Annotated in this window: 20 protein-coding genes; 15 read left to right on the top strand and 5 right to left on the bottom strand. The window is 68.1% G+C overall.

The window, feature by feature from the left end; translation table 11 throughout:
• Window positions 1–714 carry a class E sortase gene (locus tag HCT63_RS13615; RefSeq protein WP_167005734.1) on the bottom strand — a complete coding sequence of 238 codons (714 nt, stop codon included), beginning with the start codon at window positions 712–714 and terminating at the stop codon, window positions 1–3.
• A 340-nt stretch (window positions 715–1,054) separates the two neighbouring features.
• On the opposite strand from HCT63_RS13615, the gene rpoB reads away from it, so the two are divergent.
• The 3 genes from rpoB to HCT63_RS13600 all read left to right on the top strand — a co-directional run bounded on the left by rpoB (window position 1,055) and on the right by HCT63_RS13600 (window position 9,707).
• On the top strand, window positions 1,055–4,525 hold the full coding sequence (gene rpoB / locus HCT63_RS13610) for a DNA-directed RNA polymerase subunit beta (RefSeq protein ID WP_167005731.1): 3,471 nt from the start codon (window positions 1,055–1,057) through the stop codon (window positions 4,523–4,525).
• A gap of 86 nt (window positions 4,526–4,611) precedes the next feature.
• Window positions 4,612–8,490, top strand: a complete 3,879-nt coding sequence (locus HCT63_RS13605) for a DNA-directed RNA polymerase subunit beta' (RefSeq protein ID WP_167005728.1) — start codon at window positions 4,612–4,614, stop codon at window positions 8,488–8,490.
• A gap of 125 nt (window positions 8,491–8,615) precedes the next feature.
• On the top strand, window positions 8,616–9,707 hold the full coding sequence (locus HCT63_RS13600; protein ID WP_167005725.1) for an acyltransferase family protein: 1,092 nt from the start codon (window positions 8,616–8,618) through the stop codon (window positions 9,705–9,707).
• On the opposite strand, the gene HCT63_RS13595 is transcribed toward HCT63_RS13600, so the two are convergent.
• Entirely contained in the window at window positions 9,671–10,747 is a 1,077-nt protein-coding gene (locus HCT63_RS13595; protein ID WP_167005722.1) for a hypothetical protein, read from the bottom strand. The genes HCT63_RS13600 and HCT63_RS13595 overlap by 37 nt on opposite strands.
• Before the next feature lie 251 nt (window positions 10,748–10,998).
• Here HCT63_RS13595 and HCT63_RS13590 point away from each other — a divergent pair, with 251 nt between their 5' ends.
• From HCT63_RS13590 to HCT63_RS13565, 6 genes are all read left to right on the top strand, one after another.
• Window positions 10,999–12,288, top strand: coding sequence for a hydroxyacid-oxoacid transhydrogenase (locus HCT63_RS13590; RefSeq protein WP_167005719.1), 1,290 nt, complete (start codon window positions 10,999–11,001; stop codon window positions 12,286–12,288).
• A gap of 316 nt (window positions 12,289–12,604) precedes the next feature.
• Window positions 12,605–12,979: a 30S ribosomal protein S12 gene (gene rpsL, locus HCT63_RS13585; RefSeq protein ID WP_167005716.1), complete on the top strand. Its 375-nt coding sequence runs from the start codon at window positions 12,605–12,607 to the stop codon at window positions 12,977–12,979.
• On the top strand, window positions 12,979–13,449 hold the full coding sequence (rpsG, locus tag HCT63_RS13580) for a 30S ribosomal protein S7 (RefSeq protein ID WP_167005713.1): 471 nt from the start codon (window positions 12,979–12,981) through the stop codon (window positions 13,447–13,449). The genes rpsL and rpsG overlap by 1 nt, the downstream gene beginning before the upstream one ends.
• An 80-nt stretch (window positions 13,450–13,529) precedes the next feature.
• The gene (gene fusA, locus HCT63_RS13575) at window positions 13,530–15,638 is read left to right on the top strand and encodes an elongation factor G (protein ID WP_167005711.1); all 2,109 of its coding nucleotides are present in this window, start codon (window positions 13,530–13,532) and stop codon (window positions 15,636–15,638) included.
• 74 nt (window positions 15,639–15,712) lie between these two features.
• Window positions 15,713–16,906 (top strand): elongation factor Tu, encoded by a 1,194-nt coding sequence (tuf, locus tag HCT63_RS13570; protein ID WP_167005708.1) that lies wholly within the window; start codon window positions 15,713–15,715, stop codon window positions 16,904–16,906.
• A 160-nt stretch (window positions 16,907–17,066) separates the two neighbouring features.
• Entirely contained in the window at window positions 17,067–17,978 is a 912-nt protein-coding gene (locus HCT63_RS13565; RefSeq protein WP_167005705.1) for a cation diffusion facilitator family transporter, read from the top strand.
• Window positions 17,979–18,006: 28 nt separating this feature from the next.
• Here HCT63_RS13565 and HCT63_RS13560 read toward each other — a convergent pair whose 3' ends face one another.
• From HCT63_RS13560 to HCT63_RS13550, 3 genes are read right to left on the bottom strand one after another with little or no spacing between them, the layout of a single operon-like run.
• Window positions 18,007–20,622 (bottom strand): molybdopterin cofactor-binding domain-containing protein, encoded by a 2,616-nt coding sequence (locus HCT63_RS13560; RefSeq protein WP_167005702.1) that lies wholly within the window; start codon window positions 20,620–20,622, stop codon window positions 18,007–18,009.
• Window positions 20,619–21,494, bottom strand: a complete 876-nt coding sequence (locus HCT63_RS13555) for an FAD binding domain-containing protein (protein ID WP_167005699.1) — start codon at window positions 21,492–21,494, stop codon at window positions 20,619–20,621. The genes HCT63_RS13560 and HCT63_RS13555 overlap by 4 nt, the downstream gene beginning before the upstream one ends.
• A gap of 9 nt (window positions 21,495–21,503) precedes the next feature.
• Window positions 21,504–21,989 carry a nucleoside deaminase gene (locus tag HCT63_RS13550; RefSeq protein ID WP_167005697.1) on the bottom strand — a complete coding sequence of 162 codons (486 nt, stop codon included), beginning with the start codon at window positions 21,987–21,989 and terminating at the stop codon, window positions 21,504–21,506.
• A gap of 447 nt (window positions 21,990–22,436) precedes the next feature.
• Between HCT63_RS13550 and rpsJ the strand changes: the two genes are divergently transcribed.
• The 6 genes from rpsJ to rpsS are packed head-to-tail and all read left to right on the top strand — an operon-like array spanning window position 22,437 to window position 25,521.
• Window positions 22,437–22,745, top strand: coding sequence for a 30S ribosomal protein S10 (gene rpsJ / locus HCT63_RS13545; RefSeq protein WP_039345402.1), 309 nt, complete (start codon window positions 22,437–22,439; stop codon window positions 22,743–22,745).
• A gap of 11 nt (window positions 22,746–22,756) precedes the next feature.
• The gene (gene rplC / locus HCT63_RS13540) at window positions 22,757–23,416 is read left to right on the top strand and encodes a 50S ribosomal protein L3 (protein WP_167005695.1); all 660 of its coding nucleotides are present in this window, start codon (window positions 22,757–22,759) and stop codon (window positions 23,414–23,416) included.
• Window positions 23,413–24,072 (top strand): 50S ribosomal protein L4, encoded by a 660-nt coding sequence (rplD, locus tag HCT63_RS13535; RefSeq protein ID WP_167005693.1) that lies wholly within the window; start codon window positions 23,413–23,415, stop codon window positions 24,070–24,072. The genes rplC and rplD overlap by 4 nt, the downstream gene beginning before the upstream one ends.
• Window positions 24,069–24,374, top strand: coding sequence for a 50S ribosomal protein L23 (rplW, locus tag HCT63_RS13530; RefSeq protein WP_139087787.1), 306 nt, complete (start codon window positions 24,069–24,071; stop codon window positions 24,372–24,374). The genes rplD and rplW overlap by 4 nt, the downstream gene beginning before the upstream one ends.
• A 21-nt stretch (window positions 24,375–24,395) precedes the next feature.
• Window positions 24,396–25,226: a 50S ribosomal protein L2 gene (gene rplB / locus HCT63_RS13525; protein WP_167005692.1), complete on the top strand. Its 831-nt coding sequence runs from the start codon at window positions 24,396–24,398 to the stop codon at window positions 25,224–25,226.
• 13 nt (window positions 25,227–25,239) lie between these two features.
• Window positions 25,240–25,521: a 30S ribosomal protein S19 gene (gene rpsS, locus HCT63_RS13520; protein ID WP_167005689.1), complete on the top strand. Its 282-nt coding sequence runs from the start codon at window positions 25,240–25,242 to the stop codon at window positions 25,519–25,521.
• Window positions 25,522–25,547 lie beyond the last annotated feature (26 nt).

Raw genomic sequence — 25,547 nt, 5'->3', positions numbered from 1 at the left:
TCAGACGTGCTCGGCGGAGACGAGCTCCCCGAAGACGACCGAGCGGTTGTCGGTGTGGAAGATCTCCGAGCACGTCGTCAGGGTGAGGAGGGCTTCGCGGGGCTTGGCCTTGGAGCGCCCTCCGGGCCTGTCCTTGGCCTTCTCGGGGACCGGGGCGATCACCCAGATGTCGGAGAAGTCGACGATCGTGTCCGTCCCGGAGCCGCGCAGCTCGTACGTGTAGACATGCGTACGGGTCTCCACATGGACCGTGTCGCCGGCCCGTAGGTCAGGGAAGTCCTTGAACGGCTGTCCGTTGGTGATGCGGTGCCCCGCCACGGCGAAGTTGCCGAGCTGGCCAGGGCGCTGGGTGTCCGGGAAGTGGCCGACGCCGGAGGTGAGTGCGGAGTCGTCGACGCCCTCGACCACCGGCACCTCGAAGTCCTTGCCGAACCGTGGGATCCGGAGGACGGCCATCGCCTCGCCGATCTCCAGGTCGTCCTCGGTCGCGTCGCCCTGACGGTTGTCGCGCCAGCCGTCCGCGAGGGCGACGGCCATCTCGCCCTGACGCTGCTTCGCGACGATGTTGGTGCCGATGTACTTCCAGGCGAACCAGCCGGCACCCACGACGAGGACCAGCGTCAGCAGCGTGGCGAGCATCCGGGTCGGCCGCAGGTGGGGTGTGGGCTTGAGGTCGGGGCGGTCGCGGCGCGGTGGAGTGGTCTGCGTCGGCACGATCCCTCCTCGGTAGCCACGCCCCGTCGGCGCGGGGTAACGAATGTCACATCCAGGGTGACACGGGCGCCGCAACGCCCGTTCCCCGCCCTGTGTTCCCGGGAGGTTCCGGCACGACACCCCCGTCCGAACCGCCCGGCTGCTTGACCTGAGCCCCAGATGCGTTCATCATCGACGGCGAAGGCTTGACTCCCTGGGTTGAAATCTGCCCGGGTTGACGTCTAGACTCATTCTTTGCGCTGCCTGCACTCTGCCCACTCACCCCTTGACCTGGGTGATTTGGCATGGGTTCGGTCGGTGCCGCAACCCGGGAACTGCGAGCCTTCTGGAAGGACCCCTCTTGGCTTCCTCGCGCACTGCCGCCGCCTCTGCCACCATCAACCCCCGTCGTGTCTCCTTCGCCAAGATCTCTGAGCCCCTCGAGGTGCCCGAGCTTCTGTCGCTCCAGACAGACAGCTTCTCGTGGCTGATCGGGGACGAGATCTGGAAGGCGTCCGTCGAGCAGCAGCTGGCCGCCGGGCGTACGGACGTTTCGACGAAGTCCGGTCTGGAGGAGATCTTCGAAGAGATCTCTCCGATCGAGGACTTCTCCGAGACCATGTCGCTGTCGTTCCGCGACCACCGTTTCGAGCCGCCCAAGAACTCGGTCGAAGACTGCAAGGACCGCGACGTCACCTACGCCGCGCCCCTGTTCGTCACCGCCGAGTTCATGAACAACGAGACCGGTGAGATCAAGAGCCAGACCGTCTTCATGGGGGACTTCCCCCTGATGACGGACAAGGGCACCTTCATCATCAACGGGACCGAGCGTGTCGTCGTCTCGCAGCTCGTCCGTTCGCCGGGCGTCTACTTCGAGCGCACGCCGGACAAGACGAGCGACAAGGACATCTACACCGCGAAGGTCATCCCTTCGCGCGGCGCCTGGCTCGAGTTCGAGATCGACAAGCGTGACCAGGTCGGCGTCCGGCTCGACCGCAAGCGCAAGCAGAGCGTCACGGTGCTCCTCAAGGCGCTCGGCTGGACCGAGGCGCAGATCCTCGAGGAGTTCGGCCAGTACGACTCGATCCGCGCGACCCTGGAGAAGGACCACACGTCCGGCCAGGACGAGGCGCTGCTCGATATCTACCGCAAGCTGCGTCCGGGTGAGCCGCCGACGACCGAGGCCGCCCAGCAGCTCCTCGACAACTACTACTTCAACCCCAAGCGTTACGACCTCGCCAAGGTCGGCCGCTACAAGATCAACAAGAAGCTCGGCACGGACGAGGCCTTCGACCAGCAGACGCTGACCATCGAGGACATCGTCTCGACGATCAAGTACATCGTCGCGCTGCACGCTGGCGAGACCGAGCTCGAGATGCCGGCCGGGACGGCCTTCGTCGAGGCCGACGACATCGACCACTTCGGCAACCGTCGCCTGCGCAGCGTCGGCGAGCTCATCCAGAACCAGCTCCGTACGGGTCTGGCCCGCATGGAGCGGGTCGTCCGCGAGCGGATGACGACCCAGGACGTCGAGGCGATCACGCCGCAGACCCTGATCAACATCCGCCCCGTCGTGGCGGCGCTGAAGGAGTTCTTCGGCACCTCGCAGCTGTCGCAGTTCATGGACCAGAACAACCCGCTCGCGGGCCTGACGCACAAGCGTCGTCTCTCGGCCCTCGGCCCGGGTGGTCTCTCGCGCGAGCGCGCCGGCTACGAGGTCCGTGACGTCCACCCGTCGCACTACGGCCGCATGTGCCCGATCGAGACCCCCGAGGGTCCCAACATCGGTCTGATCGGCTCGCTGGCGTCGTACGGTCGCATCAACCCGTTCGGCTTCGTCGAGACTCCCTACCGCAGGGTCGACGGCATCCGGGTCACCGAGCAGATCGACTACCTGACCGCGAGTGACGAGGACCGTTACGTCATCGCGCAGGCCAACTCGCGCCTCGAGGAGGACGGCACCTTCGCGGAGGACCGCGTCCTGGTCCGCCAGCGCGGCGGCGAGGCCGAGCTGGTCCCGGCCGCCGAGGTCGACTACATGGACGTCTCGCCGCGCCAGATGGTGTCGGTCGCGACCGCGCTGATCCCGTTCCTGGAGCACGACGACGCCAACCGCGCGCTCATGGGCTCCAACATGCAGCGTCAGTCCGTCCCGCTGATCCGCAACGACGCGCCGCTGGTCGGCACCGGCATGGAGTTCCGTGCCGCCGTCGACGCCGGTGACGTCACCGTGGCCAAGGCCCCGGGCGTCGTGACCGAGGTCTGCGCCGACTACGTCGAGGTCATGCAGGACGACGGCACCTACAAGACCTACCGCATGTCGAAGTTCACGCGCTCCAACCAGGGCACGTGCATCAACCAGCGTCCGCTGGTGCGTGAGGGCGACCGTCTCGTGAAGGGGTCGCCGATCGCCGACGGTCCCTGCACCGACGAGGGCGAGATGGCTCTCGGGTCCAACCTCCTGGTCGCGTTCATGCCGTGGCAGGGCCACAACTACGAGGACGCGATCATCCTCTCCCAGCGTGTCGTCCAGGACGACCTGCTGACCTCGATCCACATCGAGGAGCACGAGGTCGACGCCCGCGACACCAAGCTGGGCCCAGAAGAGATCACCCGCGACATCCCGAACGTCAGCGACGAGATGCTCGCTGACCTCGACGAGCGCGGCATCATCCGCATCGGCGCCGAGGTCTCCAACGGCGACATCCTCGTCGGCAAGGTCACGCCGAAGGGCGAGACCGAGCTGACCCCCGAGGAGCGTCTGCTCCGCGCGATCTTCGGCGAGAAGGCGCGCGAGGTCCGCGACACCTCGCTCAAGGTTCCCCACGGCGAGTCCGGCACGGTCATCGGTGTCCGGGTCTTCGACCGCGAGGAGGGCGACGAGCTGCCGCCGGGCGTCAACCAGCTGGTGCGCGTGTACGTCGCGCAGAAGCGCAAGATCTCCGATGGTGACAAGCTTGCCGGCCGTCACGGCAACAAGGGCGTCATCTCCAAGATCCTGCCGGTCGAGGACATGCCGTTCATGTCCGACGGCACCGCGGTCGACATCATCCTGAACCCGCTCGGCGTGCCGGGCCGTATGAACGTCGGTCAGGTCCTCGAGACCCACCTCGGGTGGGTCGCGAAGGCCGGCTGGGACATCGGCGACGCCAAGGACGAGTGGGCCGAGCGCCTGCGCGGGATCGGCGCCGACCGTTCCCCGATGGACTCCAACGTCGCCACCCCGGTCTTCGACGGTGCGCGCGAGGACGAGATCCAGGGCCTCCTGGAGTGGACGCTCCCCAACCGTGACGGCGAGCGCATGGTCGGTCGCGACGGCAAGGCGCGTCTGTTCGACGGACGTACGGGCGAGCCGTTCCCGGACCCGGTCTCGGTCGGCTACATGTACATCCTGAAGCTGCACCACCTGGTCGACGACAAGATCCACGCCCGTTCGACCGGTCCGTACTCGATGATCACGCAGCAGCCGCTGGGTGGTAAGGCGCAGTTCGGTGGACAGCGATTCGGTGAGATGGAGGTGTGGGCCCTCGAGGCGTACGGTGCCGCGTACGCACTGCAGGAGCTCCTCACCATCAAGTCCGACGACATCCTCGGACGCGTCAAGGTCTACGAGGCCATCGTCAAGGGCGAGAACGTCCCCGAGCCGGGTATCCCGGAGTCGTTCAAGGTTCTCGTCAAGGAGATGCAGTCGCTCTGCCTGAACGTCGAGGTGCTGTCGAGCGACGGCACCGCGGTGGAGATGCGCGACGCCGAGGAAGACGTGTTCAGGGCCGCTGAAGAGCTCGGGATCGATCTCTCCCGTCGCGAGCCCGCCAGCGTCGAGGAGGTCTGAGCCGCGGGGGCGCGGCACTCTCTTGAGTCCGCGCCCCGCCTCCGACCTCGTCTACAGATTTTTCATCACGAAGGAAAGAAGACAACGTGCTCGACGTGAACTTCTTCGATCAGCTCAAGATCGGCCTTGCCACCGCCGACCAGATCCGTGCGTGGTCGCACGGTGAGGTGAAGAAGCCCGAGACGATCAACTACCGCACGCTCAAGCCCGAGCGCGACGGTCTGTTCTGCGAGAAGATCTTCGGTCCCACCCGGGACTGGGAGTGCTACTGCGGCAAGTACAAGCGTGTCCGCTTCAAGGGCATTATCTGCGAGCGCTGCGGCGTCGAGGTGACCCGCTCCAAGGTGCGTCGTGAGCGCATGGGCCACATCGAGCTCGCCGCTCCGGTCACCCACATCTGGTACTTCAAGGGTGTGCCCAGCCGCCTCGGCTACCTGCTCGACCTCGCCCCGAAGGACCTCGAGAAGGTCATCTACTTCGCTGCGTACATGATCACGCGCGTCGACGAGGATGCTCGCCACCGCGACCTGCCCTCGCTCGAGGCCAAGATCGACGTCGAGCGCAAGAACCTCGAGTCGCGTCGCGACAACAACATCGAGCAGCGCATGAAGAAGTTCGAGGAGGACCTCGGCGCGCTGGAGGCAGAGGGCGCCAAGGCCGACGCCAAGCGCAAGGTCAAGGACGCTGCCGAGCGCGAGGTCAAGCAGATCCGCGACCGCGCGCAGCGTGAGATCGACCGTCTCGACGAGGTCTGGAGCCGCTTCAAGAACCTCAAGGTCCAGGACCTCGAGGGCGACGAGCTGCTCTACCGCGAGATGACGTACCGCTTCGGCAAGTACTTCGAGGGCTACATGGGCGCGGCAGCGATCCAGAAGCGCCTCCAGGACTTCGACCTCCCGGCAGAGGCCGAGAGCCTCAAGGTGACGATCGCGACCGGCAAGGGCCAGCGCAAGACGCGTGCCCTCAAGCGGCTCAAGGTCGTCTCGGCGTTCATGACCGGCGACAACAACCCCGCCGGCATGGTGCTCGACGCGGTCCCGGTGATCCCGCCGGAGCTGCGCCCGATGGTCCAGCTCGACGGTGGACGTTTCGCGACCAGCGACCTGAACGACCTCTACCGCCGCGTGATCAACCGCAACAACCGGCTCAAGCGACTGCTCGACCTCGGTGCGCCGGAGATCATCGTCAACAACGAGAAGCGGATGCTCCAGGAGGCCGTCGACTCGCTGTTCGACAACGGCCGTCGTGGTCGCCCGGTCACCGGACCGGGCAACCGCCCGCTGAAGTCGATCTCCGACATGCTCAAGGGCAAGCAGGGTCGATTCCGCCAGAACCTCCTCGGCAAGCGCGTCGACTACTCGGGCCGTTCGGTCATCGTCGTAGGCCCGCAGCTCAAGCTGCACCAGTGCGGCCTACCGAAGCAGATGGCGATCGAGCTGTTCAAGCCGTTCGTCATGAAGCGTCTGGTCGACCTCAACCACGCCCAGAACATCAAGTCGGCCAAGCGCATGGTGGAGCGCGGTGCGCGCGCCGAGGTGTGGGACGTCCTCGAAGAGGTCATCGCCGAGCACCCGGTGCTGCTCAACCGTGCGCCCACCCTGCACCGACTGGGCATCCAGGCGTTCGAGCCGCAGCTGATCGAGGGCAAGGCCATCCAGATCCACCCGCTCGTGTGCTCGGCGTTCAACGCCGATTTCGACGGTGACCAGATGGCCGTGCACCTGCCGCTGTCGGCCGAGGCGCAGGCCGAGGCCCGCATCCTCATGCTGTCGACCAACAACATCCTCAAGCCGGCTGACGGCCGTCCGGTCACCATGCCCACGCAGGACATGGTCATCGGGCTGTACTTCCTCACGCTCGAGCGTGACGGACATCCGGGCGAGGGGCGTGCCTTCTCGTCGGCCGCCGAGGCACGGATGGCGTTCGACCGCGGCGACATCACGCTGCAGAGCAAGGTCAAGATCCGCTTCCCGGAGGTCGTCCCGCCCGAGGACGTCGAGGTCCCCGAGGGGTGGAGCGTCGGCCAGCCGCTCACGCTCGACACGACGCTGGGTCGCGTGCTCTTCAACGAGGCGCTCCCGGTCGACTACGCGTACGTGAACTACCAGGTCGGCAAGAAGCAGCTCGGCGTGATCGTCAACGACCTCGCCGAGCGCTACAGCAAGGTCGAGGTCGCTGCGTCCCTCGACGCGCTGAAGGACACAGGCTTCCACTGGGCGACCCGGTCCGGCGTCACGATCTCGATCGAGGACGTCGTCACCCCGGAGCGCAAGCAGGAGATCCTCGCCACGTACGAGGACCAGGCAGCCAAGGTCCAGAAGCAGTTCGAGCGCGGACTGATCACCGATGACGAGCGTCGTAGCGAGCTCATCGAGATCTGGACTCAGGCGACCAACGAGGTCTCCGCCGAGATGGAGAAGACCTTCACCGAGGACAACCCGATCTGGATGATGATCCAGTCCGGTGCCCGCGGCAACATGATGCAGATGCGTCAGATCGCCGCGATGCGAGGCCTGGTGGCCAACCCGAAGGGCGAGATCATCCCGCGCCCGATCAAGGCCAACTACCGTGAGGGCCTGTCGGTCGTCGAGTACTTCATCGCGACCCACGGCGCTCGTAAGGGCCTGGCCGACACCGCTCTGCGTACGGCCGACTCGGGCTACCTGACGCGTCGCCTGGTCGACGTCAGCCAGGACGTCATCATCCGTGAGGAGGACTGCGGCACCGAGCGTGGTCTGCCCAAGCGGATCGCCGAGCGCCTCGACGACGGACGCCTGATCCTCGCCGAGAACGTCGAGACCTCCGCCTACGCGCGCAACGCCGCCACGGAGATCACCCACCCCAAGACGGGTGAGGTGCTCGTCGAGGCCGGCGGCGACCTCGGTGACCCCGAGATCGCGGCGCTCGTCGAGGCGGGCATCGACGAGATCAAGGTCCGTACGGTCCTGACCTGCGACGCCAAGACCGGCACCTGCGCGAAGTGCTACGGCCGTTCGCTGGCGACCGGCAAGCTCGTCGACATCGGTGAGGCCGTCGGCACCATCGCGGCCCAGTCGATCGGTGAGCCCGGCACCCAGCTGACGATGCGTACCTTCCACACCGGTGGTGTGGCCGGTGACGACATCACGCACGGTCTGCCGCGTGTCGTCGAGCTCTTCGAGGCCCGCCAGCCCAAGGGCCGCGCGCCGATCTCGGATGCCGCCGGTCGGGTCCAGATCGACGACAGCGACAAGGCGCGCAAGATCGTCGTCGTGCCGCACGACGGGTCCGAGCCGCACGAGTACCCAGTCTCCAAGCGTTCGCGTCTGCTGATCGCGGACGGCGAGGAGGTCGAGGTCGGACAGCAGCTCACGCACGGTACGCCCGATCCGCAGGAGGTCCTGCGCATCCTCGGCGTCCGTCGGGCGCAGGAGCACCTCGTGGACGAGGTCCAGGAGGTCTACCGCAGCCAGGGCGTGGCGATCCACGACAAGCACATCGAGATCATCGTGCGGCAGATGCTGCGTCGCGTCACGGTCATCGACCAGGGCGAGACCACGCTGCTGCCGGGCGACCTGCACGATCGTGCGACGTTCGAGGAGGCGAACCGCCGCGTCGTCGCCGAGGGCGGGCAACCGGCTTCCGGCCGTCCGGTGCTGATGGGCATCACCAAGGCCTCGCTCGCGGTCGAGTCGTGGCTGAGTGCGGCGTCCTTCCAGGAGACGACCCGCGTCCTCACGGAGGCGGCGATCCAGGGCAAGTCGGACCAGCTCCGTGGCCTCAAGGAGAACATCATCATCGGCAAGCTGATCCCGGCGGGCACCGGCCTCGAGCGGTACCGCAACGTCCGGGTGGAGCCCACCGAAGAGGCACGCCAGGCCGCGTACGCGGTCACCGGCTACGAGACGTACGACTACGACTTCGGCAACACCGGAGGCCAGTCGGTCGCGCTCGACGACTTCGACTTCGGCAGCTTCTCGGGCTGACGTACGAGGTCTGACGAGGGCCCCGGGAGCGGATCTTTCCGCTCCCGGGGCCCTCGTGCGTTCCCACAGGACACTTCTCAGGTGCTCTCAGGGCATGCTCAGGATCGGCTGGTTACGTCGGGGCGATGTCTACGACGCTGATCCAGCCCCCCGCTGCGGCGACCGCCGACTCGAGCACCCCGGTGGAGCGCCGCAAGGCCCGCGACCCTCTCCTCGACAACGCCCGCTACTGGGTGATGCTCCTCGTGGTGGCCGGCCACGGCCTCCAGTACCTGCTCGACGTTCCGGACGCCCGCGGCACCTACACGTGGATCTACGCGTTCCACATGCCGGCCTTCGTGCTGATCTCCGGCTACGTCGCCCGCCGGTACGAAGGGTCTCCCAAGCAGGTACGCGCGATGCTCACGAGCCTCGTGCTGCCGTACGTGGGACTCAACGTGGCGCTCGACGGGTTCCGCGCCCTGCTCGACGATGAGCCGCTGGCGGTCAACCTGCTTGATCCGGCATGGTCGACGTGGTTCCTGATCGCGCTGTTCGTGTGGCGGTTGTCCTCGCCGGTGTGGCGCGTCGTCCGCGCTCCGGTGCTCGTCTCCGTCGTGGTGAGCCTGGTCGCCGGGCTGTGGGAGGTCGGTGACGTGCTGTCGATCCACCGCATCCTCGGCCTGCTGCCGTTCTACGTCGCGGGGATGTACCTGCGCCCCGAGCACTTCGCGCTGCTGCGCCGTCCCGCGGTGCGGGTCGCGTCGGTGGTCGCCATCGCCGGGACGCTCGGCTGGTGCCTGCTGCGCCACGAGGGTTGGTACGTCTCGTGGCTGTACTGGCGCGACGCCTACGCGGACGCGCCGCTGGATGCGGACGCCTTCGGCGGGCTGGCGACGCGCGCAGGCCTGCTGGTGACCGGGTTCGCGCTGAGCGCGGCGGTGCTCTCTGTCGTGCCGGCTCGGCGCGACCGTACCAGCGACCTCGGACGCCACACGATGAATGCGTACGTCCTGCACGGGTTCGTGCTGATCCTGCTGGCCCACCTGGGCGTGTTCAGCGCGCTGGCCACCTGGGGCGCGCTGTCCGTGCCCGTCGTCCTCGTGGGCTCGGTGCTCCTCGGCACGGCGCTGATGTCAGCGCCGGTCGCGCGGTTGGTCAGCCCCGTGGTGACCCCTCAACTGCGATGGGCGTTCAGGGATCAGCGCGCGGGCGGCGTGAAGAACAGCGCGATGTAGTTGCCGCGCCCTGCCTGCGTGAACGTCGCCGAGACGGTCGGACCACCCTTGGGCGTCACGGCCCGGTAGGTGGTGCTGATCTCGGTGCGGTCCTCGATGACATCCTGGGTGGGGGCGCCGGCCGTGCTGTAGGCGAGCACGTAGCTTCGGGCGACCGCGTCGGCGTTGACGCCTCGCTCGACCAGCAGGCTGTCGAACAACGGGTGGTCGCCGGAGAGCAGGAGCGCCGAGTCCTCGCGCAGCGTCCAGCGATCCGTCCCCAGGGTGCCGCCGGTCGTGACCGGACGCGACACCGGGAACTCCGGCCACTTCGCCTCGACCGCGGGAGCGGCGGGCAGGGGAGTCGTGGTGGCGGGGACCGGGGTGGGCTCGGGGACCTCCGGGCGCTCGCCCTCGCCCGGCGTGTCGGTGCTCTCGTCGAGGGCCTCCCACACCGGACGCATGTCGGGCGGGTCGGTCTGGATGACGGTCACCGTCATCACAGGCTTGCCCTGCGAGCCGGCGGGGGACTGCTTGGTCCGCATGTTGCCTGGGTCGACCGTCGCGATCACGCGGACGCCCAGGTCCTCGGTCGTACGACCAGTCACGTCGAGGTCGCAACCGCTGTAGAGGTCGTTCGTGACCGTGCAGAAGCGTGACCACTCCTCCGGGTCCAGCTGAAGCTCCGGGACGAGGGTGGCGACCTGGCCGATCACCTCCGAGAAGGCCTCGCCGGGGTCGCCGTCGACGCGCAGCAGCGACGTCGTCGTGTCAGGCTCGGGCGCCTCCTCGAGAAGCGAGAAGGTGTCGTCCGTCGGAAGCGGGTTCGGAGGCTCGGTCGGGGTCGGCGTCGTCTCCTCGGGATGCTCGGCGGCCTCGGCGGCGGCCTCGATCGCCGCCCGACGCTGCGCCTCGACGAGCACCGGCGCGTAGGCGGCGAGCAGCGTCGTGCTGCGGCGGCGTACGAGAGGTCCCAGCTGGGTCGTGCCCTCCGGGACGGTGAGCGAGAACGCGATGGGAGTGCCTGCGAAGGTCTCGTGCTGGCCGACGTCGACCTTCAAGCCGGCGTGGGTGCTCTCGGTGGGGTCCGGTGGTGAGGGTGTGAGGGGACTGCACCCCGACAGACCAACAGCCACGGCCGTCGCGAGAGCCGCGACAACGACCGACCGATACATCCCGTTCACCTCCGAGTCAGAACCCCGATCACCCTAGGGCAACGACGTCGTGTGTCGAACAAGTGCCCGTGGCGCCGTATTGTCAGGTACGCAACACCGCCGCCGCTGCCGTGTCCGCACACTCCTGAGGAGCGCCGATGTCGTTCTCTGCCCCCACGACACCCGAGAGCATCTTCACGTACGGATCGCCACGGCTGAAATTCGGTGCCGGTGCGAGCGCCGAGCTGGGCTACGAGCTCGCGTCGCTGGGCGTGCGGCGGGCCCTTCTCGTCACCGACCGCGGCCTGGACGCGACGGGCATCCCCGCACGCGTGGCGGAGCAGGTGGCGGCCGAGTCCGTCGAGCTCGTCGTGTACGCCGACACGCACGTGGAGCCGACCGACGCCAGCCTCAACGACGCGATCGACTTCGCCCGCGCCCACGGCCCGTTCGACGCCGTGGTGGCCCTTGGCGGTGGATCCAGCATCGACACCGCGAAGGCGGTGAACCTGCTCACGACCAACGACGGCGACCTCATGGACTACCTCAACGTCCCGGTCGGTGCCGGCCGCGCCCCGGCCAAGGCGCTGCTGCCGCTGATCGCGCTCCCGACCACGACAGGGACGGGCAGCGAGAGCACCACCATCTGTGTGCTCGACGTCCTCGCCCAGCACGTCAAGACCGGCATCAGCCACCCGAGGCTGCGACCCGAGCTGGCGATCATCGACCCCGAGCTCACGCTGAGCCAGCCGGCGGGCGTCACCGCGGCCAGCGGCATGGACATCCTGTGCCACGCGCTCGAGAGCTTTACCGCGCGACCGTTCAGCTCGTACGAGCGCAAGCGTCCCGAGCAGCGGGTCCCGTACTGCGGCGCCAACCCGATCTCTGACATGTGGGCCGAGAAGTCGCTGAGCCTCCTCGCATCGTCGTTCCGTACGGCGGTCCGCGAGGGCAGCAACGTCCCGGCGCGAGAGGAGATGGCGTTGGCGGCGACGTTCGCGGGGATGGGGTTCGGCAACGCCGGCGTCCACATCCCGCACGCGAACGCCTATCCGATCGCCGGACAGGTGCGCGACTTCCGTCCGGAGGGATACCCGCAGGACGAGGCGATGGTGCCCCACGGGATGGCGGTCTCGCTGACGGCCCCCGAGGCCTTCCGCTTCACCTTCGACGCAGCGCCCGAACGTCACGTCCGCGCCGCCGAGCTGCTCGACCCGGCGGCCGAGCGGCCCGCTGACCTCGCCGACTTCCTGCCGAGCGTCCTCGTGCGCCTGATGCGCGACATCGGCATCCCGGCGGGCGTCGGCGCCGTCGGCTTCGACAAGGCCGATATCGGTGCGCTCGTCGAAGGAACGATGAAGCAGCAGAGGCTCCTCGCGACCGCGCCCAAGCCCGTCGGGCCCGAAGACGTGACGGGCATCTTCGAGCGTTCCCTCACCCTGTGGTGAGGCTGATGCTCGGCTGTACACAGGGCAGGTCGGACCCGTTTTGACCCCTCACCGGCCACCCGGTAGTCTTGGACATTGTGCCGTGGACTCACTGTCCGCGTGCACCGATTCGTGTGTCACCACACCGTCGGTCGATTCGTACGACTGGTTCTCCGGAGCCGGGGTACGGACGGGTGCAGGGCCACGAGAAGCACCACCTACCATCGCACGTCGCGGTGGCGTCGCGCCTGAGGCGCGACGCCCAGGGCGACGCCTGCGGGGGAGGCCGCACGAAAACCGCACGACTCAAGAGCCGGACAGCAGAAAGAAGCATGTAGTGCCAACGATCCAGCAGTTGGTCCGAAAGGGCCGTCAGGACAAGGTGGCGAAGACCAAGACGCCCGCCCTGAAGGGTTCGCCGCAGCGCCGTGGAGTGTGCACCCGCGTGTACACGACGACGCCGAAGAAGCCGAACTCCGCGCTGCGGAAGGTTGCTCGTGTTCGTCTGAGCAGCGGGATCGAGGTCACGGCCTACATCCCCGGTGAGGGCCACAACCTGCAGGAGCACTCCATCGTGCTCGTGCGCGGCGGTCGTGTGAAGGACCTCCCGGGTGTCCGCTACAAGATCATCCGCGGCGCGCTGGACACCCAGGGTGTCAAGAGCCGCAAGCAGGCTCGCAGCCGCTACGGGACGAAGAAGGAGAAGAGCTGATGCCGCGCAAGGGACCCGCGCCGAAGCGCCCGATCGAGGCCGACCCCGTCTACTCGAGCCCTCTGGTCACGCAGCTGATCAACAAGGTGCTTGAGGACGGCAAGAAGCAGGTCGCGCAGCGCATCGTCTACTCCGCGCTCGAGGGCACCCGCGAGAAGACCGGCACCGACCCGGTCATCACGCTCAAGCGTGCACTCGACAACGTCAAGCCGACCCTCGAGGTCAAGTCCCGCCGCGTCGGCGGTGCGACCTACCAGGTTCCGATCGAGGTCCGCGCCGTCCGCGCGAACACCCTCGCCCTTCGCTGGCTCGTCCGGTTCTCCAGCGAGCGTCGCGAGAAGACCATGGCGGAGCGCCTGATGAACGAGCTGCTCGATGCCAGCAACGGCCTCGGCGGCGCCGTCAAGAAGCGTGAGGACACGCACAAGATGGCCGAGGCCAACAAGGCCTTCGCCCACTACCGCTGGTGACGAGGTGCCGCCGGCCCGTCCGCGGGCCTGCGGCACTCATCGCCTGATTCGACTCACGACAGCAAGGGAAGTCAGCCAAGGTGGCCGTAGACATCACCACCAACCTCGCCACGGTGCGCAACATCGGCATCATGGCGCACATCGATGCGGGCAAGACGACGACGACCGAGCGCATCCTGTTCTACACCGGCATCACCTACAAAATCGGTGAAGTCCACGAGGGCGCAGCCACGATGGACTGGATGGAGCAGGAGCAGGAGCGCGGCATCACGATCACGTCCGCCGCGACGACCTGCTGGTGGAAGAACCACCAGATCAACATCATCGACACGCCTGGTCACGTCGACTTCACCGTCGAGGTGGAGCGCTCGCTGCGCGTGCTCGACGGCGCGGTCGCCGTGTTCGACGGCGTCGCCGGTGTCGAGCCGCAGTCGCAGACCGTCTGGCGCCAGGCCAACAAGTACCGCGTGCCGCGGATGTGCTTCGTCAACAAGCTCGACCGCACCGGTGCCGACTTCTTCTACTGCGTCGACACGATCGTCGAGCGCCTGAACGCCAACCCGGCGGTCCTGCAGATCCCGATCGGTGCGGAGTCGGACTTCCTCGGTGTCGTCGACCTCGTCGGCATGCGCGCGCTCACGTGGCGCGGCGAGACCGAGATCGGTGAGGACTACACGGTCGAGGAGATCCCGGCCGAGCTCGCCGACCAGGCCGCCGAGTACCGCGAGAAGCTCATCGAGACCGTCGCGACCGCTGACGACGACCTCATGGAGCTCTACCTCGAGGGCGAGGACATCGATGTCGACACGCTGAAGGCCGCGATCCGTCGCGCCACGCTGGCCGACAAGATCGTCCCGGTCCTGTGCGGCACCGCGTTCAAGAACAAGGGCGTCCAGCCCCTGCTTGACGCGGTCGTCGACTACCTCCCCTCGCCGATGGACGTCGGCTCGGTCGCCGGTCACAAGGTCGGCGACGAGGACACCGAGATCATGCGTGAGCCCAGCGAGGAGGAGCCCTTCTCCGCCCTGGCGTTCAAGATCGCGGCCGACCCGCACCTCGGCAAGCTGACCTACGTCCGTCTCTACTCGGGCCGCCTGGAGGCCGGGACCCAGGTCCTGAACTCCGTCAAGGGCCGCAAGGAGCGGATCGGCAAGATCTACCAGATGCACGCCAACAAGCGTGAGGAGATCGCGTCGGTCGGCGCCGGCCAGATCGTCGCCGTGATGGGTCTCAAGGACACCACCACGGGTGAGACGCTGGCCGATCCGAGCAACCCGGTGGTGCTCGAGTCGATGACCTTCCCGGCTCCGGTGATCCAGGTCGCCATTGAGCCCAAGACCAAGAGCGACCAGGAGAAGCTCGGCATCGCGATCCAGCGTCTCGCCGAGGAGGACCCGACGTTCACGGTCCACACCGACGAGGAGACCGGGCAGACCATCATCGCCGGTATGGGCGAGCTGCACCTGGACATCCTCGTGGACCGCATGAAGCGCGAGTTCCGCGTCGAGGCCAACGTCGGCAAGCCGCAGGTCGCGTACCGCGAGACCATCAAGCGCAAGGTCGACAAGGTCTCGTACACCCACAAGAAGCAGACCGGTGGTTCGGGCCAGTTCGCCAAGGTCCTCATCAGCATCGAGCCCACGGGCCCGGTCGTTGGTGGCGAGGGCGGCTACGAGTTCGTCAACGAGATCACCGGTGGACGCGTCCCGCGGGAGTACATTCCCGCCGTCGACGAGGGCGCGCAGGAAGCCATGGAGTTCGGCGTTCTCGCCGGATATCCCATGGTCGACGTCAAGGTGTCGCTGACCGACGGTCAGTACCACGACGTCGACTCGTCCGAGCTCGCCTTCAAGATCGCCGGTTCGATGGCGTTCAAGGAGGCGGCACGCAAGGCAGACCCGGTGCTCCTCGAGCCGATGTTCAAGGTCGAGGTCACCACCCCTGAGTCCTATCTGGGCGACGTCATCGGCGACATCAACTCTCGCCGTGGACAGATCCAGCAGATGACGGAACGGTCCGGTGACCGGGTCGTCGAGGCACTCGTTCCGCTCTCTGAGATGTTCGGATACGTCGGAGACCTCCGGTCGAAGACGTCGGGGCAGGCGTCGTACTCCATGGAGTTCGACTCCTACGCCGAGGTTCCCAAGAGCGTCGCAGAAGAGATCATCAAGAAGGCCAGGGGCGAGTGATCGCTGGCCTGACCTAGGCTTCGATCAGCTCAACCGCACGGCGCAAAGCATCATTCAATCGAGGAGGAGCCCCAGTGGCTAAGGCGAAGTTCGAGCGGACTAAGCCGCACATGAACATCGGCACCATCGGTCACATCGACCACGGTAAGACGACGCTGACCGCGGCGATTACCAAGGTGCTGCATGACAAGTACCCCGACCTGAACGAGGCTTCGGCCTTCGATCAGATCGACAAGGCTCCTGAGGAGCGCCAGCGCGGTATCACGATCTCGATCTCTCACGTTGAGTACCAGACCGAGAACCGTCACTACGCGCACGTCGATTGCCCGGGGCACGCCGACTACGTGAAGAACATGATCACGGGTGCGGCTCAGATGGACGGCGCGATCCTCGTGGTCGCCGCCACCGACGGCCCGATGCCGCAGACCCGCGAGCACGTGCTGCTCGCGCGCCAGGTCGGCGTGCCGGCCATGGTCGTCGCGCTCAACAAGTGCGACATGGTCGACGACGAGGAGCTCATCGAGCTCGTCGAGCTCGAGGTCCGTGAGCTCCTCAACGATCAGGAGTTCGACGGCGACAACGTCCCGGTCGTCCGCGTGGCCGCCTTCCCGGCGCTCAACGGCGACGCCAAGTGGGGCGAGTCGATCCTCGAGCTGATGAACGCTGTCGACGAGTACATCCCCGAGCCCCCGCGTGAGACGGACAAGCCGTTCCTCATGCCGGTCGAGGATGTCTTCACGATCACCGGTCGCGGCACCGTCATCACGGGTCGTATCGAGCGCGGCATCGTCAAGCTCAACGACACCGTCGACATCGTCGGCATCCGTCCGGAGAAGCAGACCTCGACCGTCACCGGCATCGAGATGTTCCGCAAGCTCCTCGACGAGGGCCAGGCAGGCGAGAACGTCGGCCTCCTGCTTCGTGGCACGAAGCGCGAGGACGTCGAGCGCGGCATGGTCGTGATCGCACCGGGCACGACGACTCCCCACACGGAGTTCGAGGGCCAGGTCTACATCCTGTCGAAGGAGGAGGGCGGCCGTCACACGCCGTTCTTCAACAACTACCGCCCGCAGTTCTACTTCCGCACCACGGACGTCACCGGCGTCGTCACGCTGCCTGAGGGCACCGAGATGGTCATGCCGGGCGACAACACCGAGATGTCGGTTCAGCTGATCCAGCCGATCGCGATGGACGAGGGTCTTCGTTTCGCGATTCGCGAGGGTGGTCGTACGGTCGGCGCTGGTCGCGTCACCAAGATCAACAAGTGATCCGGTCCCGGGTCTGACCCGGGTTCGATCTCTGCACGAGGGCCCCGTCCTGCTGACAAGCAGGGCGGGGCCCTCGTCGTACGCCCCGTGGCCGACTTCCCCTGGACGAATGGGGCGTTGGTCACGGCGAAGAAGGGTGCCGGCGACGTATCGTGAGGGCGTGGGACACGACCATGCGCACGGGACGCCGTCGGCTCGGCAGCGGCCGCGGCTGGCCTTCGTCCTCGGCCTGACCGTCCTGGTCCTGCTCGTCGAGGTCGTCGTCGCGGTGCTGACCGGGAGCCTTGCTCTGCTCGCCGATGCCGGACACATGCTGAGCGACACGTTCGGGCTCGTCATGGCGCTCATCGCGGTCACGGTCGCCCAGCGGGCAGGCAGCCCACGACGCACGTTCGGCAACCACCGCACCGAGATCCTCGCCGCAGGCGCGAACGGCCTGGTCTTGCTCGTGCTGTGCGTATGGATCGTGGTGTCGGCGATCGGTCGCCTCGGCGACGCGCCTCACATCGACTCACCCTTCATGCTCGGCGCTGGCGTTCTCGGCCTGGCTGCCAACGTGGTCGGCCTGCTGGTGCTGCGGGCCGGGGCGAAGGAGAGCCTCAACGTCAAGGGTGCCTACCTCGAGGTGCTCGGCGATGCGTTCGGCTCGGTCGCGGTGATCGTCGCCGCGGGCGTGATCGCGGTGACCGGCTGGTACGACGCCGACCCGGTGGCGTCCGTCGTCATCGCCGCGCTCATCCTGCCGCGTGCGTTCGGGCTCCTGCGCGATGTCGTGGACGTCCTCCTGGAGTCGACGCCTCGTGGGCTGGATCTCGAGGAGCTGCGGACCCACATGACGGAGGTGCCGGGTGTCGTCGACGTGCACGACCTTCACGTCTGGACGATCACGTCCGGCATGCCTGTGATGTCGGCCCACGTCGTGGTCGACGACGACGTGCTCGGCACCGATGCGGGCCACAGCGTGCTGGACCGCCTGCGCAGCTGCCTGTCCGACCATTTCGACGTCGAGCATTCGACGTTCCAGCTCGAGCCGGCCGCGCACGCGGAGACCGAGCAGCACACCCACCGGTGACGATCCCCAGTACGCACCGACGGGACGGTCAGCGTCCGCCCGCGGCACGCCAGACACGGTCGCGGGACAGCGGCAGGTCGGTGATCCGTACGCCGATCGCGTCGCGGACGGCGTTCGCGAGGGCCGCGGCGACGGGGTTGTACGGAGACTCGCTCATCGACTTCGCTCCGTACGGGCCGAGCGCGTCCGAGGTCGACGCGAACAGCACCTCAGTCGTGGGCACGTCCACGATCTGAGGGACGTGGTAGGTCCGCAGGACCGGTGTCTGTACGACCCCGCCCTCGTCGACGACGACCTCTTCGAAGAGTGCCGTCCCTATGCCCTGGGCGACGCCGCCCTCGATCTGTCCACGACACTGCTCGGGGTTGACGACGACACCTGCGTCGGCGGCGTGGACCGAACGGAGGATCCGTACCTCTCCGGTCTCGACGTCGACCGCCAGCGCGAACGCCTGGACGTTGAACGCGATCGAGCGCGGGGATCCGCCTGCCGTCGCCGATCCGACGAGGCCGACCGTCGGTCGTCCCTCCGCACGCGCGGCACGCACCTGCGCGAGGAGATCGTCGGCCGCCGAGGTCAGCGCCCTCCCCGCGACCACGATCCCGGTCGACCCGAACGCGCCGGTGTCGTGCGCGACCGTGCGGGTGCCGCCAGAGACGAGTCGGATCCGATCGCTCGTCGTCCCGAGCGCCTGCGCGACGAGCTGGACGTGCGCGGTGGACGTGCCGTTGCCGAACTCCGCGGAGCCGACCGACGCCTCGTACGTCCCGTCAGCGAGGAGGCGGACCTGCGCTGACGCGTGGTGACCGCGCGGCGGGATGGTGTCGATCATCGCCATCGCCATCCCGCGGCCGGTGCGCCACTGCGGGCCGGTGGGGGTGGAAGCGAGGTCGCGTGCGACCGCCTCCCGGGCGAGGGCGAGGCACTCGCGCGCGCCGTGGCTGCCGTACTGGACGTCGTCGTGCTCGCTGGACCACGAGACCATCGGGTCGCCCGGGACGACCACGTTGCGAGCGCGCAGCTCGTACGGGTCGATGCCGGACATCCGCGCCAGCTCGTCGAGGACCTGCTCGATCGCGAAGATCAGCTGGCCCAGCCCGTACCCGCGGAACGCGCCCGACGGCACCGCGTTCGTGTAGACCACCTCGCCGCGTACCCTCTTGTGCGGGCACCGGTAGGCCGCGACCGACTCGTTGCAGCCGTGGAACAGCACGCCGGGGCCGTGGTTGCCGTACGCGCCGGTGTCCGAGAGGACGTCGACGTCGAGAGCGGTGAGGAGTCCGTCGACGTCCACGCCGGCGCGGACGTGGATCCGCATCGGGTGCCGGACGGTGGTGGCGGTGAGCTGCTCGGTACGGCTCAGCTCGAGCTGGACGGCGCGCCCGGTCCGCAGGACCGCTAGTGCCACCAGATCTTCGACGAGCATCTCCTGCTTGGCGCCGAACCCGCCACCGACCCGGTTCGTGACCACCTCGATCCGCTCACGCGGCAGCCCGAGCAGGGCCGCGAGCTCGTCGCGGACGAGGAACGGCACCTGGCTGCTGGTCCGGACCACGAGCACGCCGTCGTCTGCGAGCCATCCCACCGCGCCGTGCGTCTCGAGGTGGGTCGCCTGGACGCGGGCGGTCGTGAACGTCGCCTCGTAGGCATGCGCCGCGGCGGCGAGACCCTCCTCGACCGATCCGGACTCGGCGGCGATCGCCGCGACGACGTTGCGGGCGGGGTCGGCAATGCCCGACTCCGGCCCCTTGTCGGCATGGAGCAGGGGAGCGCCCGGGCTGCGGGCACGCTCCGGGTCGACGACGGCGGGGAGCTCCTCGTACGAGACGGCAACGAGGTCGCGTGCACGTTGCGCGGCGTGCGGTGTCGTCGCGACGACGAGGGCGACCCGCTGGCCGACAAAGCGGACGACCGTGTCCAGCACCCGGGTGTCACGGGGGTCGTCGTCGCGCAGGTGGTGACGACCGGTCGAGAACAGGCTGTCGGGGACGTCGGCGTGGGTGAGGACGGCGACGACGTCGGGATCGGCGAGGGCCCGCGAGGTGTCGACCCGGACGATGCGGGCGTGGGCGTACGGCGATCGGACGACGGCGCCGTGCAGTGTGCCGCTCAGCGTCTCGTCCAGCGTGAACGGCTGGCGACCCCGCACGACGGCGGGCCCGGCGGGTGAGCCGACGCTGCGCCCCACCGGGTTGCGCGTCGGCTCGAGCTCGACGTTCGTCGCGCCTGCCAGTGCGTCGCGCACGGAGCGGTAGCCGGTGCAGCGGCAGAGGTTGCCCTTGAGGAGGCGGTCCACGTCGTCGCCCTCGTCGGGGCCGAGGCACGACGCCGTGACGACCATCCCCGCGGTGCAGAAGCCGCACTGGAACCCCTGGGCCTTGAGGAACCGGCGGGCGGTGCCCCCGGTCTCGTCGCCGGGCGACAGGCCGGCGGCCGTGATGACCTCGTGGCCATCCGCCCGCACCGCCGGGACCAGGCAGGAGTGCACCGGAGCCCGGTCGAGCAGCACGCTGCACGCCCCACAGTCGCCGGAGTCGCACCCCTTCTTGACGTCCGTGTGACCCTGCTCGCGAAGGTACGTCCGCAGGCACTGGCCCGGGCGAGGCGCTGCCTCGACGGCGACCCCGTTGACGAGTGTCGTCATCGCAGCGCCTCGATCGTACGGAGCGCCTCGGCGCCGAGCGCGTGCGTCTGCTGGCGGCGCCAGTCGGTAGCGCCGTGGACGTCGCCGAGCCACGCGTCCTCAGGGATCGCCTGCTCCAGCGCCTCGTGCCAGCCCGCCCGCGTCGGGGCGAGGTCGAACGCGAGCACGTACGGTCTGGCGGTGGCGCCGGTCACCGAGACCACCGCACCGTCGTCGGTGCGTCGCGCGACGACGACGGCCGCCGACCGCCCGCGGGCCGACAGCGATGCGCGAAGGAAGGCTGTCGGGGCGACCAGCGCCCCTGCGGGTATGTGGAACGCCCGCACGACCTCACCCGGCGCCAGCGAGGTCGTCCCGACGCCGGTCACGAGGGCGTCGACGCTCGTGGTCCGCGTCGTGCCGTCGGGGCTCCAGAGCAGGACGGTCGTCCCGAGCGCGCTGAGCACCGACGTCATCGCGCCCGCGGGCAGTGCTAGGCACACGTTGCCTCCGACGGTGGCGTCGTGCCAGACCTTGAACGACGCCACGAGCGCGTCGACCGCGGAGCGCACCAGCGGCCCGAAGGTCCACGGACCGGGGAAGGTGACCGCTGGACGGGCGTGGATCCCGCCCAGCCGCAGCAGGGGAGCGGGGTCACCGGCTGCCGCGGCGAGCGTCCCCAGCGTGCAGGTCGCGCCGATCTCGAGGGCGTCGTCGTGGAGGACGAGGGGCGGCCAGTCGAGCGCCGTCAGGTCGAGGAGTCGTCGTACACCGGGCTGGGGCTCGGAGAAGAGAGACGTTCCGCCCGCCACGTAGGCGTCGCCGGGGCGCCAGCGCGCGAGCGCGGAGGCGTCCGTCAGGGGGATCCAGGCGTCGACGTCGACGAGGTCCATGACAGCTCCTCAATAGTCGACGCGGGCGCCGTGGGCCAGCCACGCGTCGAACGGTGCTGACGCGTGCGGCGTACGCAGGGACCTCACCGGCTGCGGCCAGGACTCCCGGGGAGAGGAGAGGAGCGCGTAGAGCGCGCTGTCGTCGAAGCCGGCGCGCTCGGCGTCGTGACGATCGGCGGCGTAGTAGACCGCGGCCACCCGTGCCCACATCGACGCCGCGAGGCACATCGGACACGGCTCGCACGAGCAGTAGAGGACGGCGCCTCGCAGCGAGAACGTCGCGAGCTCCGCGCACGCTCTGCGGATCGCGACGATCTCGGCGTGCGCGGTCGGGTCGTGGGTCGACGTCACCTGGTTGACGCCGAGACTCACCAGGGTCCCTTCCGCCACGACGAGGGCAGCGAACGGACCGCCGCCCGCCGCCACGTTGTCGCCTGCGAGACGCACGGCGCGCTCGAGGTACGCGAGGTGCGCGTCGGTCGAGGTCTCGCTCATCGTGGCTCCCTCCGTGCGTGCGGGCGGTATCCCCAGACTGCCCCTCGCGAGTCCGGAATGGGGAGATCATGACGTTTCCGTCCGTTCAGCCGCTGGGCCATCTTGAAGGCGGCAGGTAATCTGGCAGCAACCAGGTGAGGCAGGTCTCGCACCCCGATTTGGCATTGCGGGGTCCGGTCTGTCAGACTTGGGAAGTTGCTCCGGCGCGTCCGGCTGTTCTCCCGTGTGGAGAGCGGTGGTCGCGCCTGGTTTTGGGAAGAGCAGGCACACCCTTCACGGGTGGGCGGCGGCCCGAGGCCCAACCATCCAACTCCAGAGGTGTGACGGACTCGCGCGCTTTGTGCCCGCGACACGCCCGACCTCGGGGGTCGGAGGGGAGCGACCGCTCTTCCTCGAGCCCGAGGTGGAGAGACCGAGGCAGTACGAAGAGAAGGACGAAGCGAGAGCATGGCGGGACAGAAGATCCGCATCAGGCTCAAGGCCTATGACCACGAGGTGATTGACACCTCGGCGCGCAAGATCGTCGACACCGTCACGCGTACGGGTGCCACGGTCGCTGGCCCGGTGCCTCTGCCGACGGAAAAGAACGTCTACTGCGTCATTCGTTCGCCGCACAAGTACAAGGACAGCCGCGAACACTTCGAGATGCGCACCCACAAGCGCCTCATCGACATCATCGACCCCACGCCGAAGACCGTCGACTCGCTGATGCGTCTCGACCTCCCCGCCGGCGTGGACATCGAGATCAAGCTCTGAGGGACGATCGGATGAGCAACCAGAAGGCACCCGTCGGGCTGCTCGGGCGCAAGCTCGGCATGACCCAGACGTGGGACGAGAACAACCGCGTGGTCCCCGTGACCGTGATCGCTGCCGACACCAACGTCGTGACGCAGATCCGCACACAGGAGACCGACGGCTACACGGCCGTCCAGATCGGCTTCGGCGAGATCGACCCGCGCAAGGTGAACAAGCCCCAGACCGGACACTTCGGCAAGGCCAACGTCACCCCGCGTCGTCACCTCGCCGAGATCCGCACCGAGGCCATCGCCGACTACGAGATCGGCCAGGCTGTCAGCCCGGAGATCTTCGCTGCCGGCGACTTCGTCGACGTCACCGGTACGAGCAAGGGCAAGGGCTTCGCCGGTGTCATGAAGCGTCACGGCTTCTCCGGCGTCGGCGCCTCGCACGGCGCACACCGCAACCACCGCAAGCCGGGTTCGATCGGCGGCTGCGCCACGCCGGGCCGTGTGTTCAAGGGCCTGCGCATGGCCGGCCACATGGGCACCGACCGCGTGACCGCGCAGAGCCTCACGGTCCACGCCGTCGATGCCGACAAGGGCATCATCCTTATCAAGGGTGCGGTTCCCGGCCCCAAGGGCGGCATCGTGATGATCCGCACCGGCGCCAAGAAGGGAGCCGTCAAGTGACCGCGAACCTCATCGACGTCGACCTGCCGAAGGACGTCTTCGACGCCCAGGTCAACATCCCGCTGATCCACCAGGTCGTCGTCGCCCAGCTCGCTGCCGCGCGCCAGGGCACCCACGACACCAAGACTCGCGCCGAGGTTGCCGGCGGCGGCCGCAAGCCGTACCGCCAGAAGGGCACCGGCCGCGCTCGTCAGGGCTCGATCCGCGCACCTCAGTTCACCGGTGGTGGCGTGGTGCACGGCCCGACGCCGCGCAGCTACGACCAGCGCACCCCCAAGAAGATGAAGGCCGCCGCTCTGCGTGGCGCCCTCTCCGACCGGGTCCGCAACGGCCGCCTCCACGTGGTCGAGTCTCTCGTCACCGGCGACGCGCCGTCGACGAAGACGGCGCTGGCCACGCTCCGCGAGATCACCGGGCGTCCGCGCACGCTGGTCGTCGTCGAGCGCACCGACCAGGTCACGGTCAAGAGCCTGCGCAACGTGGCGGGCACGCACCTGATCGAGCTGGCTCAGCTCAACACGTACGACGTCCTGCTCAGCGACGACGTGGTCTTCACCAAGGCCGCGTTCGACGCCTTCGTGGCGCTGCGCTCCAGCGGCGACGCCGAGACGATCAAGCTGAGCGAGGCCGCTACCGCCAAGGACGGTGACAAGTGAGCACGCTGCAGAAGGACCCGCGCGACGTCCTGATCGCGCCGGTCGTGAGCGAGAAGAGCTACGGGCTCCTCGACGAGAACAAGTACACGTTCATCGTCCGGCCCGACGCCAACAAGACCGAGATCAAGATCGCCGTCGAGAAGGTTTTCGGTGTCACGGTCACCGCGGTGAACACCCAGAACCGCAAGGGCAAGACGCGCCGTACGCGCTTCGGCACCGGCAAGCGTGCCGACGTCAAGCGCGCCATCGTGAGCGTCGCCCCGGGCCAGAGCATCGACATCTTCGCTGCGCCGGGCGCCTGAACGAACGAGGACTGAGTACGCATGGCAATTCGTAAGTACAAGCCGACCACCCCGGGCCGTCGTGGCTCCTCGGTGGCCGACTTCAGCGAGATCACGCGAACGACCCCTGAGAAGTCCCTGACGCGTCCGCTGCCCAAGAAGGGCGGTCGCAACAACCAGGGCCGGATCACCACCCGTCACCAGGGCGGCGGTCACAAGCGCGCGTACCGCATCATCGACTTCAAGCGGTACGACAAGGACGGCGTGCCGGCGAAGGTCGCGCACATCGAGTACGACCCCAACCGGACGGCGCGCATCGCGCTGCTGCACTACGCGGACGGCGAGAAGCGCTACATCATCGCGCCGGAGGGTCTGAAGCAGGGCATGACCGTCGAGGCCGGTCCCGGCGCCGACATCAAGCCCGGCAACAACCTGCCGCTGCGCAACATCCCCGTCGGCACCACGATCCACGCGATCGAGCTCCGTCCCGGTGGCGGTGCCAAGATGGGCCGCTCGGCCGGCGCCAAGGTCCAGCTGGTCGCTCGTGAGGGCAACCGCGCGCAGCTGCGTCTGCCCTCGGGCGAGATGCGCTACGTCGACGTCCGCTGCCGCGCCAGCGTTGGAGAGGTCGGCAATGCCGAGCAGTCCAACATCAACTGGGGCAAGGCAGGCCGCAACCGCTGGAAGGGCAAGCGCCCGACCGTCCGCGGTGTGGCGATGAACCCGATCGACCACCCGCACGGTGGTGGCGAGGGCAAGACCTCGGGTGGACGTCACCCGGTGTCGCCGTGGGGCCAGCCCGAGGGCCGCACCCGCAAGAAGAAGGCCAGCGACAAGCTGATCGTCCGTCGCCGCAAGTCCGGAAAGCGCTGAGGAAGAGCCTGACATGCCACGCAGTTTGAAGAAGGGGCCGTTCGTCGACGACCACCTGATGAAGAAGGTCGAGACTCAGAACGAGGCCGACACGCACACCGTCATCAAGACGTGGTCGCGCCGCTCGATGATCCTCCCGTCCTTCATCGGTCACACCATCGCCGTTCACGACGGGCGTAAGCACGTGCCGGTGTTCGTCACCGATGCGATGGTCGGCCACAAGCTGGGCGAGTTCGCACCGACACGCACCTTCCGCGGACACGTCAAGGACGACCGAAAGAGCCGCCGCCGCTGACGCGGGCGACAACCAAGGGAAGAGTT

Source organism: Mumia sp. ZJ430, assembly GCF_011751845.1.
Taxonomy (GTDB): Bacteria; Actinomycetota; Actinomycetes; order Propionibacteriales; family Nocardioidaceae; genus Mumia.
This window is presented reverse-complemented; position numbering and strand designations above follow the sequence as displayed.